This window comes from Avibacterium sp. 21-595 (genome assembly GCF_023611905.1).
Lineage (GTDB): Bacteria > Pseudomonadota > Gammaproteobacteria > Enterobacterales > Pasteurellaceae > Avibacterium.
Genome location: NZ_CP091455.1, coordinates 214933 through 230851 on the forward strand (window position 1 = coordinate 214933; position 15919 = coordinate 230851).

Sequence of the window (15919 nt, forward strand, 5' to 3'; positions counted from 1 at the left end):
TATTGAAAGCTAAGCAGCAAAATTCCCCCAGTAAAACAAATTCTTGCTATACTAGCGCGATAGCCTTTATTCCTTTCAACGGAGAAAAAAATGCAGTGGATAAAAAAATCCTTGTTAATTTGCACCGCACTTTTCCCTCTCATCAGTCAAGCGGATATGCTTGTTTCTCAGGCAACAATGTTTGCAACAGAAAAAGCTGGTGAGCCTAGTGCTATTTTTATGCAATTACAAAATACAGGCGATGAGGCAGTACATCTTGCCTTACTTGAAAGTGAGCAACCTTCTCGACTAGCCTTACACGGTATGCAAAATGGTAAGATGATCGATCTTGATGGGATAGAAATCCCCGCTAAACAAACCATTAGCTTGAAACGTGGTGGCTTACATATTATGGTATTTGATTTACTCACCCCAATCAAACAAGGTAGCCCCTTCCCGCTTACCTTGTATTTTGATGATGGGGAAGTGGTAAAGGTGAATGTAATCGCTCAATCAAAGTAAATTTTTAGAAAAATAATCTAAGTGCGTTTGTTTTATCCAACCTTGCTGCTGCCAAAATTTACTCCCTTGTATATTATGACTAAATGCTAACAAACGCCCTTTTGTAATATTTTTGTGTTTAAGCTTCTGTTCTAAATGGGTCAATAGTGCTTTCCCTATTCCCTTACCTTGTTGGTTTTTATCTACCGCCATATGATAAATTGTCGCTCTTCGTCCATCAAAACCACACATAATGACACCAATAACTTGGCTATTCTCTCTTGCAATATAATTTAAATCGGGGTTAAAGCGTAGAAAATCCTTAATTGATTCAAAGCTATCATCAAGAGGATTGATGTCTATCCCATCAATACTTTTCCATAATTGATAAACTTGAATATAATGCTCTGGTTTCATTGGCTCAATAGTAAAACACATTTTTATCCTCATATAAAAATTGCTGAAAAAACGACCGCACTTTTACTTTACTCACCAGCACGATTTTCCTCTCCGGGTTGCCAATCAACTTCACCGCCTTGAAGAAGCGTTTGCATCATTTCTTTTGTTTCGAGTTCTAATTCTTTCGCACGAGCAATCATACGTTCATTGCTAAAAACCGACATTTCGGGATCATAAAGACTCGCCATTTCAGCGAGACTATGGCGATCTCGATGATAATAAAATTCGGCAACTTGCTTGGCTTTATCTTTATCCATTCCCAGTTCCTCAAGTGCAAGGCGTCCGCTACGAATGGCAGAATCAAATGTTTCACGCACAATATTTCGCGCGCCTGCACGGTATAGATCATAAACATGCAAACGATCATAGGCGCGAGTAATAATAGGTAAATGAGGATAAAAATGATGTGCAAAGTGTGCAATTTTTATTGCTTGTTCTTTATCATCTAAGGCGATAACCAAAAGGCTGGCTTTATCAATACCTGCTGTTTCGAGCAAATCAGAGCGAGCTCCATCTCCAAAATAGGTTTTTAAGCCGAAACGTGAAAGCCCTTCTACTAAGGTTGCATCATAATCAATAACCGTTGGCTTATAACCACAACTTATCAACATTCCACTAATAATTTGCCCGTAACGACCATGTCCGATGATAATCACATCATTTTGATCTTCAATGGCATCATTTTCTCTTTGTTGATGGCTTGCCCTTGCGACAATCAACTTATCATAAGCAATAAATAAGAAAGGGGTCAGTAACATTGAAATGGCGACAGCAAGTAAGAGTTTATCGGTAAGCTCTTGAGGTAAGATCCCATTTTGCTGGCTAAAAGACAGTAGGACAAAGCCAAATTCTCCAGCGGGTGCAAGGCTTAAAGCAAATAAATAACGGTTTAGGCGATCAAGCCGAAAAATAAAACCTAACCCCCATAGTACGATCGCTTTCACTAAAATAAAGCTTAAAGTAATAGCCAAAATAACAGCAAAATCATCAAAAAATAGACGAAAGTTAATATCCGCCCCAACAGTAATAAAAAATAGCCCTAATAACAATCCTTTAAAAGGCTCAAGATTACTCTCTAATTCGTGCCGGTATTCACTGTTTGCTAAAACAACCCCAGCTAAAAATGTGCCTAAAGCAGGAGAAAGCCCAATAGCTGACATCATTGCGGCAATCCCAATGACTAAAGCTAGAGCAAATGCAGTGAAAATTTCTCGCATTCTTGAGGCAGCAATATAGCGAAAAATAGGCCGTGCGAGAAAATAACCACCAAAGACGATAGAGCTAATCACACTTAGGGTTATTAAGGTTTTAACATAATTATTTACACCTTCTAATAAATTTCCGCTATGTTGCTCTGCACTTTGTAAACTCGTTAATAATTCAGGGGAAGCCAGAATAGGTAGCAATGCTAAAATAGGAATGATCGCAATATCTTGGAAGAGCAAAACTGAAAAACTACTTTGTCCACCGGGACTATTTAATAAGCGTTTCTCTCCTAAGGTCTGTAATACAATTGCGGTTGACGAAACAGCCAGTACACAACCCATTGCAAGGCTCATAGACCAACTTAATCCACATAAATGTGCAATACCTGCTATTGCCCCCACAGTCAGAATGACTTGTAAACTTCCTAATCCGAATAATTTATTGCGTAATTTCCATAACAATTTCGGATCTAGCTCTAACCCGATTAGAAAGAGCATCATCACTACCCCAAACTCCGCAACGTGTTGAATACTTTCCGTTTCTTGTCCAACTAGTCCCAGAATAGGGCCAATTGCCACGCCTGCTAGAAGGTATCCCAATACAGAGCCAAGCCCTAAACGTTTAGAAATGGGTACCGCAACTACGGCAGCAAAAAGATAGATAAAAGCGGAAGTTAATAGTGATGTCATAAGGGTCTTATTTACCTAATCAAATAGAAATATAGGTTTAGCATAGTAATCAGTTTTACTTCAAATATCACGAGATATTTTAAACAAAAATTATCGATCTCTTTCTTCTACCCCATTCATTAAAATTTACCTTTGATGATCAACACAAAATCTATCTATAATAAAAGGCTATCTCAACATCAAAATATATTCAGATAGCCTTCGTTTGAAAAAATCAAAGTATATCAGTACAAAATTAGAAGTTCTTGCTTTTGAAATACGGCAGTATTGGCTCAACTTGCTGCGTCAAACCGTCTTGCCTTATTTCACCCTTAAACGCCCCTATTTTAAAACTTCACACTTTCCCCATCTTCTGGCACGGTAACCCAATCTTTCAGCCCAGATTTTTGCACAAAAGCACGCATTGCTTGACGGCTCACCGCACCGTGATTGACCGCGTCCATATGCACGGCAATGATTTTTGCCTTGGGCATGGACTGATGGGCGTGGGCGACGTCTTCTTTACCCATGATAATGCCTTCATTAAAGCCATTGACCCTTGCCGCCCCCGTATTCATCACCAAAACATCGGGCTTATATTTGATGAGTGCCTTATTGACATCAGCCGTCCAGAGCGTATCGCCCATGATATAAAGCGTCTTACGGTCTTTGGCACGCAGCACCACGCCCATCGCATCGCCCAGCAATTGCCCAAGCGGTGCGACCGCATACATCTCTTTGGTGCCATGAGCACCGCCTGTTTTGTGCAGGCTGACATCGCCAATTTTCAAGGTCTCGTTTAACACCCGCACATCATTAAATCCCTGTTCACGAATCAGTTTCGCATCATCTTGATTTTGCACGATAATTGGCAAATCTTTAGGCAGATATTTTTGTGCTGCCTCGTCCCAGTGGTCAAGATGGGTATGGGTAACCACAACCGCCGTTACCCCTTGCCAAGCCTCATTCATCGGCATCGGCAGTTCGGTCAAAGGGTTACGCAGCTGACTGTTTAGCGTGTTGGCAAAGCCTTCATACGCCCCTTTTTTGGCAAGCATCGGGTCAATCAAAAACGTCTGTCCTGCATAGCTGACTTTTGCGGTGGCGTTGCGGATATGCTGATAGCTGTCGCTGGCGTAAGCCTGAACGCTCAATAACGCCCCCAAAAGGGCAGTGGCAAGTAAAGTTTTGGTACGCATCGTGATTCCTTAAATCGATTGCCCATGCTAAAAATGAAGCATCGGGCGGTGAAAAATCATCAAAATGGCGGGTGAAATGCCATCTTTTTCAAGAACGAGCATTATCCATCTTCTTGAAAAACAAAAATATTGACCAATCTTTCAAAAACCGAAAGAATTGGCTCAAAAAGTGAGAAAAAAATGACCGCACCGATTGTTGCCCTGCTGCTGTATCCTGATTTTAACCCCTTTCAATTTGCCATACCGCACCGTGTTTTTTCGCTCAATGTTGATGATAAGCCACTGTTTCATCTGAAAATTGTTGCAGAAAATCCCGACTGCTGTTATGGAGAAAACGACATTTATGTGCCTGCTGACGGCGATTTACGCCTGCTTGAGCAGGCCGATATGGTGATTGCCTTTGGCTGGCAGCCTGAAAAAATGCCCAGCGATGCCTTAAAACAGGCACTTATCCGAGCCAATCAACGTGGGGCTTTGGTTGCAGGGCTTTGTTACGGTGCTTATTTGTTGGCGTACAGCGGACTGCTAAACGGCAAAGAGGCGACCACTCATTGGCTGGGTGAAGCGGATTTTGCCAAGCGTTTTCCTGCCGTTAAACTGAGTATTGAAGCCATCTACATTGAGCAAGGTAGCCTGATGACCTCTGCTGGCACGGCGGCCGCCCTTGACTGCTGTCTTGCCATCATTCGCAGAACGTACGGGGTGAAAATCGCCAACCAAATCGCCCGCATACTGGTGGTTTCACCGCACCGTGAAGGCGGACAGGCACAATTTATCGAGCAGCCCATCGCCCGCCTAAGCCCAAGCGAAAACATGAGCGAACTGCTGGCACAAATGCAGCAAAACCTTAAGCAGGATTACCGTATTGACGCACTGGCAAGGCGTCTGAATATGAGCCGAAGCACCTTTACCCGCCATTTTCGCCAAGCCACAGGTGTGTCTTTGACCGAGTGGCTGATTGCCCAGCGTCTTCAGCGTGGACGGGAGCTGTTAGAAAGTACGGATTTGGGCATTGAACACATTGCAAGCGAAATCGGCTTTCACTCTGCCACCGCCTTTCGCCAGCATTTTAGAAAAAAGCACCGCGTAAGCCCGAGAGCGTGGCGGAGGGGGTTGGGGTGAGATGAGAATGATTTGAGCGTTAAAGCAGTACATCATAAAATAACTATGCTAAATATGGAATGGCGAAAGTCTTAATCTATTTTTTGGGGAAATTAGCACTTTGATAGACTAAAGTGACATCAAAAGGTTTTAGTCGGTATTCTTCGCCAGCTCCGTGAGTTACGGCAAAATATGTTGTATAAAGAACAAGTATTAACAGAAAATAGGGTTGTCAAAAATTAAAAAGGAGCCTTTATGCCTCATACACTAAGCCCCTATCAGGCATCTGGATTCAATGCTTCCGATCTCAAAACCATTCTACATAGCAAGCGCGCCAATATGTATTACTTGGAATATTGCCGCGTGATGCAAAAAGACGGCCGTGTTCTTTATCTCACCGAAGATGAACGTGCCAATCTCTATTACAATATTCCCATTGCCAATACAACCGTTATCTTACTGGGGACAGGCACTTCTATCACGCAAGCAGCAATGCGTGTGTTGGCTCAGGCTGGTGTGTTGGTCGGCTTTTGCGGCGGTGGCGGAACGCCACTTTTTGCTGGCACGGAAATCAGCTGGTTCACACCGCAAAGTGAATACCGCCCAACGGAATATGTACAAGGCTGGCTTTCATGGTGGTGGGACGATAATAAACGGCTTCAGGCAGCAAAAATACTGCAAACTGCACGCATGGATTATCTATTAACCATTTGGCAAAAAGACCGTGAACTCATTGCCCGTGGATTTAATGCTTCTGCGATTTTGCACACCATTGAAACTGCCCGAAACACCATTGCCCAACAAAGCAGCGTAACGCATCTGTTCCAACATGAAGCGCATCTGACCAAAGCCCTTTATAAAGCCGCCGCAAGCTGTACCAAACAAGAAGGCTTTAGCCGCGAACATGACGGCATCGACAAAGCCAACCGCTTTTTAAATCACGGCAATTATCTTGCCTACGGGCTGGGCGCAACAACCGCATGGGTGCTGGGCATTCCGCACGGTTTTGCCGTGATGCACGGAAAAACAAGACGCGGTGCGCTCGTTTTTGATATTGCCGACATCATCAAAGACGCACTAGTCTTACCGCTTGCCTTTATTGCTGCTGCCGACAACCTAAGCGAACAGCAATTTCGCCAAGAATGCTTAAATCAATTCATCAAACATAATGCCTTAGATACCCAATTTGACCTGATAAAAGCACTGGCTTTAAAAACCGATTGGGAGGCAGCATGATTGTTACCTTTGTCAGCCAATGCGAAAAGAAAGCATTAAAACGCACCCGCCGCATACTCGATAGCTTTGCCAACCGCATTGGCGATAACGTTTGGCAGACAGCCATCACCCAAGAAGGGCTTAATACCGTTGCCGCTCTGCTGCGTCAAAGTGCCACCAAATCCACCGCCGTCAGCTGCCATCGCAACCGCACCAGCCATACCACAGAACTGCTTTTTATTATTGGCAACAGACGTAAATTTAATGAATTAGGCATTGTTCCTGTTAATTACACCAAGAGAAATATCATGCATCAAGAATGGGAAAACGATTGGCAATATCTCACCGCCATACAAATCATTACAACCCTTGCCGCCCTACTGCATGATATTGGCAAATCCAATTTAGGTTTCCAGCAGAAACTCAAAGGGCAAACCGCCACAAAAGGCGAACCCTACCGCCATGAATGGGTATCGTTAAAACTCTTTCTATGGCTCGTTGCTGACTGTCAAACCGATGAAGCCGTATTTGACCGCTTAATCCATTTAGACCATTATCTTGCTAACCATAAGCCTGCATTTGAAACAAGCGATTATGGCTACGCCAATATACAGAATCTGCCGCCGCTTGCCCAATGGATTGGCTGGCTGATTGTTACCCATCACCGTCTGCCGCCCCTGCCACGGCTGCAAGACACAGATGCCAGCGGTGATGGCTACACCACCAACGCCATCAAGGAAATGCGGCAGGCAGGTCATTCATACTACAACGTCTCTGCTCAAGATTTTTATAAAAGCTTGCGTGCCATCAATCATTGGGTGCATAACCCCCAAATAACTGCAAACTTAAAGCAAAACTGGCAATTTGAACACCTTGTTCTGCATAACAAAACCTTGCAGAAGCAGCTTAAACGCTTTGCCCAAAAAGCCAAAAACGACTCCAAATTGACCGCATTAAGCCAGCAAAAAAGCCCCATCAACAATCCCTTACTGCTGAATCTTTCCCGCTTAATCCTGATGACGGGCGACCACAACTACTCTTCACTACCCAAAGACAGCAAACAACGCGTGTCAGGCGATACCGATTGGCAGGATAAACTTATCGCCAACACCGACCGCAAAACCAAAGAAACCAAACAAGCCCTTGACGAACATCTGCTTGGCGTAGCGGACTATTGCGGACGTGTCGCCAAAGCCTTGCCCATTATTCAGGCAGCCTTACCCAAACTCAAAGACCGCGACAGCCTTGCTAAAAACACCGCAAATGCAAGATTTCAATGGCAAAACCAAGCCTTCAAACGGGCAAGAGAAGTCCGCGGACAAAGCCAAACCCATGGCTTTTTTGCCATTAATATGGCGTCTACTGGCTGCGGCAAAACCATCGCCAACGCCCGCATTGCCTATGCACTGGCCGATACACATCAAGGGGCACGCTTTACCATTGCCCTAGGACTGCGGACACTCACCTTGCAGACAGGTGCCAGCCTGCGACAAGACCTTGGCTTAAGCGAAAAAGAACTCGCCGTCTTGGTGGGCGGACGAGCCAACAAACAGCTTTTTGAACTTAATCAAAAAACCGAAGAAGACAGCGAAGAAAACGGCAGCCTCTCTGCCGAATCACTAATTGACAGCTATGTGGACAGCCGCTTTGAGCCATCAGATTTTGACGTACTTGGGCTTGGCGTACTCACCCAGCAAGAAAAAGCCCAGCAGCTGCTCTACAGCCCTATTGTCAGCTGCACCATTGACCACCTCATGCAAGCCAGCGAACAGCTTCGTGGCGGACACTACATCATTCCCACCCTGCGATTGCTCTCAAGCGACCTTATCCTTGATGAACCAGACGACTTTTCCGAAAGCGACCTGCCCGCTCTCACACGGCTTGTGCATCTGGCAGGGCTATACGGCAGCCGCATCATACTCTCATCAGCCACCTTACAGCCCGACCAAGTGTATGGCTTATTTACCGCTTACCTAGAAGGACGCAAAATTTACAACCAATATTTTAACCTGCCAGCACCGTCCATTCCCTGCCTATGGAGTGATGAAAACCACAGCAGCATCAGCACCTGCACCGACACCCGCCAGCACAGCCAATCCCACCAAAGCTTTTTGGAAAAACGCCAACGCTGCCTGAAACAGCAGCCCATACAGCGGATAGGCGAAATCCTGCCGATGGTCGCCAAAGTAAGCAAAAACCCCAAACGCTTCTATCCTGCAATTGCCAAACAACTGCTTGAATACGCAACAGATTACCATCATCGCCACCACTTTGACGAAAACGGAAAAACCATCAGCATTGGGCTAATCCGTATGGCGAACATCACCCCCCTCATGCAGACCGCACTTGCCCTGTATGCACAAGACAGTCTTGCCAAAGACACCCATATCCACCTTGCCGTCTATCACAGCAGGCAAGCCCTCATACTGCGTAACCAACTGGAACAACAGCTTGATGCCATCTTAAACCGCAAAAACGGCAACAACCCTGCCAACCACCCAGCCATCAAAACCGCGATTACCGCTTATCCCAACGCCAAGCATCACCTCTTTATCGTACTGGCAAGCCCAGTCTGTGAAGTCGGACGCGACCACGACTACGACTGGGCAATTGCCGAACCCAGCTCCATGCGATCGCTCATTCAGCTGGCAGGACGCATCAACCGCCACCGCCCTGACAGGCAGCCCAAAATGCCCAACCTTGGCATCTGGCAGCACAATATCCGTGGCATCAAACAAGAAAACTGTGCCTTTATCCACCCAGGCTATGAAAGTGCCGAGTACCGCCTAAACAGCCACAATTGTGAAACCCTCATACCTGCCGAACAGCTCAAGCGTATTGATGCCCAGCCCCGCATCATCAAGCCAGCCGAACCCGACCCCAAAAACCGCCTATCCGACCTAGAACATCAAGTGCTTGCTGAGCTGATGCAAAATGACAAAATCAATATCGTCAATGCCTACTGGCAGCCTAAAACCCTAAACCGCCAGCACTGCCACCTGATTCGCCTAAGCCCATTCCGACAAGGCGAAAAAGAAGCTGACTACCTTATCCGCCCCGAAGACAGCGGCAATGTGCCATATCACCTAGAACAAATTGAAGCCCATGGTTTTTCGGGTGCTAAAACAGCCCAAGATGTGATTAAACCCTATCCTTTTGAAAACAAAAATGAAAACATCACCCCATGGCTCACCGCCTCACTCAAAACACAAATCAGCCAATTAAGCGACAAACTGGGCATCTCTGCCAATACCGCCGTTATCCGCTTTGCCGGCATCACCCTGCCAGAGAGACAACATGCTTGGTATTTTCATGAATACTTTGGCTGCTGGGAAAATGAGTAAAAAGGAAATGGATACTCAATAAGCCATCAAAAGAACAGCTAAAAAACTGCTTTGCCGTGCTTTGTTCAAAAAGCCAGATAGCGAAATACAATGGTTTAAAAAGGTTATTTGAACCAATCTATAAGAACAAAAGCGGTGCTTAAGCTATTGATCAAACTCTAGACTTAAGCAACTTATGAAAAAAACCACCTATGCGGTGGCTAAATGAAAAACAAAAATACAATTTACTAAGCCATCTATACAATGGGTTTCTATTATAACATAAAAGTATTTAAAAAATAAAAAAACAATGGATTAAAAAGAAAATTTCTTTGGGTTAGGATGCACACCATCAAGCAGATTAAAAACGAGGTCCTCTATGAACACCATTACCGCCGAGCAGATTAAAGAGGCAATCAACACCTTTTTAACTGCCCAATACCACAAGAAAAGCGAAAAAGAACAAAAACAGCTTGTCAAAGCCGAGCAAGAAAATGATCCCATCGCCATTGCCGAAGCCCGTGAAGCCCTGCGTCCGATTCAAGAAAAATACCAAGCTGACCATTGGTTTCAGGCAGCTGAAAAAATGGCGGGGCAGTTAAATTTTGGCACCCACACCTCTAAAGGCATTCACAGCGATGCCAAAGGCGACAACATTATCTTTAGCAGCAGCCCAGCACACGGCTATATCGGCACGCACAGCATAGACAGTACACAGCTTGATGCCAGCGGTAATGCCGCCGCACTGCCGTTAGCTGCGTTTTTTGAGCAGCCTGTCAGCGGGTCATACCTGATGCGTGATGTGATTCTTGCCCAACTGCCTGCACTTCACGGCTGTTTTGGTACAGATTCCGCACGTTCTGAACACTATCAGCAAGTATTTTACTACTACTTAACCGCCCAGCCCGATGCGCCAAGTACCCACGAACGCAACAAGCAAATACTCTGGGCAATCAACCCCGATGAAAACGAATATTGCACACTGGTACCGCTGCACCCTTCCAAATTAACCCATGAGGTCTATCTCAACATTAATCACCGCCGTTATAGCGATGAGCAAAAAACCGCACGCGAAAACCGCTACAAACACCCAGACAAACCGCAAGTACCTTATCAAGAACTGCTGGATCTTGCCGCAACCCAGCTTGGCGGCACCAAGCCACAAAACATCAGCCTGCTTAACAGCCGTCAGGGCGGCCGCCAATATCTTCTGCCGTCTATTCCGCCTATTTTTCAAAAACGGGCATTTGGAACGGTGCAGCTTACCAAGTACGACAGCAGCTTATTTAAAAGCCGTGCTTACCGCCATAAAATGCGTTATAAAATCAAAAGCCTGGCTGAAATTATCAAAGACAGACGCAACAATGTTTCTTTGCGTGAACAGCGTGATGATTTGCTTGCCGAAATCCTGATGGAAACCTTTGCCATCGCAGCCACCATACAGCAGCAGCCTGCAGGCTGGAGCGAAGATAGCAAACTTAATTTCGAGCAAAGCCTCTGGCTTGACCCAAACAATCCCGATGAAGACCACCAGCAAGACCGTGAAGAAGAGGACTGGCAAAATGCTGTTGCTGAACAATTTGCCGATTGGCTGCAAAGCAGCCTGAAAGAAATCTTTAAAAAAGACAGCCAAATCCAAAGCAGTGATTTTGGTACACCAGAATATCTGTATTGGAAAACTGCGATTGAAGATGCCATCAAAGCCTCACAGCGTCTTGGTGAAGGAGTATTTCAATGAGCCACATTTACCCCAATTATCCGCAGGCAGGCTACCTGATTATTAAAAATTTGCGTATTGAGAATGCCAACACCTTGTCAAGTCCGCTCACCTATGGATTCCCTGCCATCAGCGGCTTTGTCGGTGCCGTACATGCCTTAAGCCGCACCCTTGCCCAAAGCCAAGATTTTTCCCATCTGCGGTTAGATGGCACGCTGATTGCCTGCCGTGATATCCATATCCAGCGTTACCGAAAAAGCCGTTACAGCAACTACAGTTTTAACCAAACACGCAATCCGATTTTAAAAGACGGCAGCAGTGCCGCCATTATTGAATCAGGACGCTGCCATCTTACCGTCAGCCTTGCCATTGGCATTTACGGCAGCCTTGAACAGCAGCAGATGGACGGCTTAAAGCGTTTTATCGCTGAAAAAATTCAGCAGCAGCGGATAGCTGGCGGCAGCGTGGTTGGCATTGATGCCAAAGCCCCTGTTAGCTACAGCCCAACCATCAATGAATGCAAAAAAGATTTTCTGCCTGCTTTCATTTTGATGAATGCCCACGAAGAACTGACCGCCATTTGCGAAGAAAAACAGCTCTCGCCCCTTGATGCGCTGATTGAAACCGCTGTTATCCACCAAATTCCAGATGATGACGGTACATGGCACAGTGAAAGCATTAAAACAGGACGTGGCTGGCTTGTGCCGATTCCCGTTGGCTATCAAGGCATCAGCCCTGTGATAGCAGCAGGCAAACTCAACAACAGCCGCAACCCCGAATACCCAGCACAATACGTTGAAACCATTTACAGTCTTGGCAAATGGGTCTTCCCGAACCGTATTGCCGACTTACAACACGCCTTTTGGTATCAAACCTATGATGCCGAACACCATCTTTATCTTGTCCAACAGCCTTAAGAGGAAAACATCATGGCAAAAATTAACAGCAAAGTTACCGTACTCGCCTTTGAACGCAAAATTGATATTTCTGACGCCTATCTCTGGCAAACGAACAGCCAAAAAGAAAACGCACTCAAAGAACCCGTTATCGTGCGAGAAAAATCCGTACGCGGCACTATCAGCAACCGCTTAAAAAATGCGATTGCCAGCAACCCTGCGAAACTTGATGCAGAAATTGAAAAAGCCAACCTGCAGCGTGTAGATGCCGCCTTCTTAAATGAAGACTGCGATACCCTCATTGCCAGCTTTACCTGCAAAATCTTACCCTTTACGGGCAAACCCAGTGTCTGCAACAACCAAGACTTTCAGGCAGCATTAGAAGAAACCGTTGCCCAGTACAAACAAGAACAAGGTTTTGCCGAACTTGCCAAACGCTATGCCATCAACCTGATTAACGCCCGTTGGCTGTGGCGTAACCGTATCGGTGCCGAAAGCATCACCGTAACCATCAAAAACGGTGAGGACACCTTAACCTTTAACCAAGCCCGTGATATTTCGCTCAATGATTTTGACTTTGAAAGCCCAGATTTGACAAAGCTTGCCGCTTGGATAGAAGCAGGATTTAATGGCAAAGCCTTTACCCTCTTGCAGGTTGAAGCCCAAGCCAACATCGGCAACGGACAAGAAGTCTTCCCAAGCCAAGAACTGGTGCTAGACACGGGCAAAAACAAAAGCAAAATCCTCTACACAGTCGGACGTGAACAAAACCAAGCAGGTATCCATTCGCAAAAAATTGGCAATGCCATCCGCACCATAGATAACTGGTATCCCAACGCAGCATTCCCCATTGCCGCCGAACCCTATGGTGCGGTTACCACACTGGGAACCGCCTACCGCCAGCCAAAAGACAAACAAGATTTTTACAGCCTGTTTGACCCTTGGATAAAAGAAGGCAAAGCCCCCAAAAAAGATGAGCAACACTACGTTATCGCGATTCTTATCCGTGGCGGCGTCTTTGGTGAAAGCGGTAAGGAGTAACCATGATTTACCAAGAGCTTACCCTGCTTCCCTCAGCAGAAATACCGCTGCACGCCCTTTGGGAAGCCCTCTACAAACAACTGCACATTGGTTTGGCTGATGTGCAGAACCGTGAAAGCGTGAACCGCATCGGGGTGAGTTTTCCCCGCTATGAACTGGGGCAGCATAGCCTCGGCAATCAAATCCGCCTCATCGCTCCAGATGAGGCGACCCTTGCAACGCTGAATTTAGAAAAATGGCTGGCAAGATTGACGGACTATATCCACATCAAAAAGCCAGCTGTCGTGCCTAACCACGCAGTGCCAGTTACAGTTAAACGCTACCGCTTCCGCCCCATTGACCAGCAGGCCAAAGCCCACGCAAAACGGCACCAAATCAGCTATGAAGAGGCACTGACGCATTGCAAAACCCACCGCAGAGCAGAGCTTCACCCGCCCTTTATCAGAATGAAAAGCGAGAGCAATGCACAATCTTATCCGCTTGTGATTCTGCAAAAAACAGCTGATGCCGCCGTTCATGGCAGCTACAACAGCTATGGGCTTAGCCATCAAGGCAGCACCGTACCGCATTGGTGAACATTTCAGGTAGCAGACCCTTTTTTGCGAGCAATTTAACAAATCAAACAAAAACAATGAGTTAAAAATAAGGAGAAAAATATGGGGTAAACACAATAAAATCGGTGCAAACCTTTGCAGCTAGGGCATTTGCACGGCAAAAATTGCAGTTATCCGCCGCACAGGCGGCTTAGAAATACACGGCAAAATCACCAAAACCGAATTAGGTGTTATCCGCCGCACAGGCGGCTTAGAAACGCCATTCGCCGTGCGGAATTAATGGTGCGTAGTTATCCGCCGCACAGGCGGCTTAGAAAAAGTGTTAGATAAGCCTTATATGCTAAGCCCTGTTATCCGCCGCACAGGCGGCTTAGAAATGATTGACTTAATGCAAGCAGTTTTCTAATTTGTTATCCGCCGCACAGGCGGCTTAGAAATTAATTTGGTTTTGTATCACAAAATTTTGGCTGTTATCCGCCGCACAGGCGGCTTAGAAATCAAGTAAGATTTTGTGCATATAAGCGTTTTCGTTATCCGCCGCACAGGCGGCTTAGAAAACTCGTACGGGATTTGGTCCCACGCCGGTACGGTTATCCGCCGCACAGGCGGCTTAGAAATTACACCGAAATTGACGGCGGCACATCAAAAGGTTATCCGCCGCACAGGCGGCTTAGAAATCCAACAATTCACATGGCGCAACTACCAACCGGTTATCCGCCGCACAGGCGGCTTAGAAAATTTTCCACTTGCATATCAACTAGGTGATCCAGTTATCCGCCGCACAGGCGGCTTAGAAAACGGTGGCATATCGTGAACTTTACAAATGTAAGTTATCCGCCGTACAGGCGGCTTAGAAATTTTAGAATGGTATCGCATTTCAGCCTTTCCCGTTATCCGCCGCATAGGCGGCTTAGAAATAATAATGATATAAACTCACGTAGAAGTGTAGGTTATCCGCCGCATAGGCGGCTTAGAAAACGTTTAAAAGCAAACCAGAGCCAAGCCATTTGTTATCCGCCGCATAGGCGGCTTAGAAACAATAATCTTGTTTTTCAGGTGGATAAAGAGCAGTTATCCGCCGCATAGGCGGCTTAGAAAGTTGAGCATAATGGTATTCCGCAAGCAGAATCGTTATCCGCCGCATAGGCGGCTTAGAAACATTACCCATCCCTCACAAAAAGCATCGGCTCGTTATCCGCCGCATAGGCGGCTTAGAAATTTATGCTCATTCATTCTTTTTATTTTACGATGTTATCCGCCGCATAGGCGGCTTAGAAAGTTTATTCATGAAGACCGATAACATGCCTTCTGTTATCCGCCGCATAGGCGGCTTAGAAAGTATGTTTTGGTTTGACAAGCAAAATCAGAATGTTATCCGCCGCATAGGCGGCTTAGAAAGTGACTGGGTGCAGAAAACCAATACGTCCGCCGTTATCCGCTGCACAGGCGGCTTAGAAAAAGTGCGGAGGATTACCTTATTTAGTTTACCGTTATCCATCGCATAGATGGCTTAGAAAAGTTTAAAACGTGGCTAAATCTCACCGCACTTGTTATCCATCGCATAGATAGCTTAGAAATCATAATTATTATTCTTTCGTAATAAGCGGAGGTGAGCCGTTGTAAAAGCAACCATATTTAACAGACAGACGCATCTATGGAAATGATTATATTGACGCACTGGCAAAGCGTCTGAATATGAGCCGAAGCACCTTTACCCGCCATTTTCGCCAAGCCACAGGTGTGTCTTTGACTGAGTGGCTGATTGCCCAGCGTCTTCAGCGTGGACGGCAGCTGTTAGAAAGCACGGATTTGGGCATTGAACACATTGTGAGCAAAATCGGCTTTCACTCTGCCACCGCCTTTCGCCAGCATTTTAGAAAGAAACACCGCCTAAGCCCGAGAGCGTAGCGGCGGGGGGGAGATGAGAATGATTTGAGCGTTAAAGCAGTACATCATAAAATAATTATGCTAAATATGGAATGGCGAAAGTCTTAATCTGTTTTTTGGGGGAAATAGCACTTTGATAGACTAAAGTGACATCAAAAGGTTTTAGTCGGTAT

11 protein-coding genes, 1 pseudogene and 1 CRISPR repeat array are annotated in these 15919 nt (G+C 45.9%); of the genes and pseudogenes, 9 read left to right on the forward strand and 3 right to left on the reverse strand.

What is annotated here, in order from left to right:
• Positions 1-90: 90 nt before the first annotated feature.
• Positions 91-501 carry a copper chaperone PCu(A)C gene (locus tag L4F92_RS00940; protein ID WP_250363880.1) on the forward strand — a complete coding sequence of 137 codons (411 nt, stop codon included), beginning with the start codon at positions 91-93 and terminating at the stop codon, positions 499-501.
• On the opposite strand, the gene L4F92_RS00945 is transcribed toward L4F92_RS00940, so the two are convergent.
• The 3 genes from L4F92_RS00945 to L4F92_RS00955 all read right to left on the reverse strand — a co-directional run bounded on the left by L4F92_RS00945 (position 493) and on the right by L4F92_RS00955 (position 4012).
• On the reverse strand, positions 493-918 hold the full coding sequence (locus L4F92_RS00945) for a GNAT family N-acetyltransferase (protein ID WP_250363881.1): 426 nt from the start codon (positions 916-918) through the stop codon (positions 493-495). The two genes, L4F92_RS00940 and L4F92_RS00945, sit on opposite strands and share 9 nt — an antisense overlap.
• Positions 919-965: 47 nt before the next feature.
• Positions 966-2834: a monovalent cation:proton antiporter-2 (CPA2) family protein gene (locus L4F92_RS00950; RefSeq protein ID WP_250363882.1), complete on the reverse strand. Its 1869-nt coding sequence runs from the start codon at positions 2832-2834 to the stop codon at positions 966-968.
• A 326-nt stretch (positions 2835-3160) separates the two neighbouring features.
• Complete coding sequence (locus L4F92_RS00955) at positions 3161-4012, reverse strand: MBL fold metallo-hydrolase (protein WP_250363883.1); 852 nt, start codon at positions 4010-4012, stop codon at positions 3161-3163.
• Positions 4013-4192: 180 nt separating this feature from the next.
• Here L4F92_RS00955 and L4F92_RS00960 point away from each other — a divergent pair, with 180 nt between their 5' ends.
• From L4F92_RS00960 to L4F92_RS00995, 8 genes and pseudogenes are all read left to right on the forward strand, one after another.
• Positions 4193-5134: a GlxA family transcriptional regulator gene (locus L4F92_RS00960; RefSeq protein WP_250363884.1), complete on the forward strand. Its 942-nt coding sequence runs from the start codon at positions 4193-4195 to the stop codon at positions 5132-5134.
• A 234-nt stretch (positions 5135-5368) separates the two neighbouring features.
• Positions 5369-6349: a type I-F CRISPR-associated endonuclease Cas1f gene (cas1f, locus tag L4F92_RS00965; RefSeq protein ID WP_250363885.1), complete on the forward strand. Its 981-nt coding sequence runs from the start codon at positions 5369-5371 to the stop codon at positions 6347-6349.
• Positions 6346-9672 (forward strand): type I-F CRISPR-associated helicase Cas3f, encoded by a 3327-nt coding sequence (gene cas3f, locus L4F92_RS00970; protein WP_250363886.1) that lies wholly within the window; start codon positions 6346-6348, stop codon positions 9670-9672. Before cas1f ends, cas3f begins: the two co-directional genes overlap by 4 nt.
• Before the next feature lie 358 nt (positions 9673-10030).
• Positions 10031-11389: a type I-F CRISPR-associated protein Csy1 gene (gene csy1, locus L4F92_RS00975; RefSeq protein ID WP_250363887.1), complete on the forward strand. Its 1359-nt coding sequence runs from the start codon at positions 10031-10033 to the stop codon at positions 11387-11389.
• Positions 11386-12285 (forward strand): type I-F CRISPR-associated protein Csy2, encoded by a 900-nt coding sequence (gene csy2 / locus L4F92_RS00980; RefSeq protein WP_250363888.1) that lies wholly within the window; start codon positions 11386-11388, stop codon positions 12283-12285. Before csy1 ends, csy2 begins: the two co-directional genes overlap by 4 nt.
• Before the next feature lie 12 nt (positions 12286-12297).
• Entirely contained in the window at positions 12298-13305 is a 1008-nt protein-coding gene (csy3, locus tag L4F92_RS00985) for a type I-F CRISPR-associated protein Csy3 (protein ID WP_250363889.1), read from the forward strand.
• Between the two features lie 2 nt (positions 13306-13307).
• Positions 13308-13880: a type I-F CRISPR-associated endoribonuclease Cas6/Csy4 gene (gene cas6f / locus L4F92_RS00990; protein WP_250363890.1), complete on the forward strand. Its 573-nt coding sequence runs from the start codon at positions 13308-13310 to the stop codon at positions 13878-13880.
• Positions 13881-14028: 148 nt separating this feature from the next.
• Positions 14029-15376: direct repeats of the CRISPR family, unit length 28 nt; unit sequence GTTATCCGCCGCACAGGCGGCTTAGAAA.
• A 154-nt stretch (positions 15377-15530) separates the two neighbouring features.
• Positions 15531-15767 (forward strand): annotated as a pseudogene (locus tag L4F92_RS00995) (helix-turn-helix domain-containing protein); the annotation flags it as partial.
• Between the last annotated feature and the right edge of the window lie 152 nt (positions 15768-15919).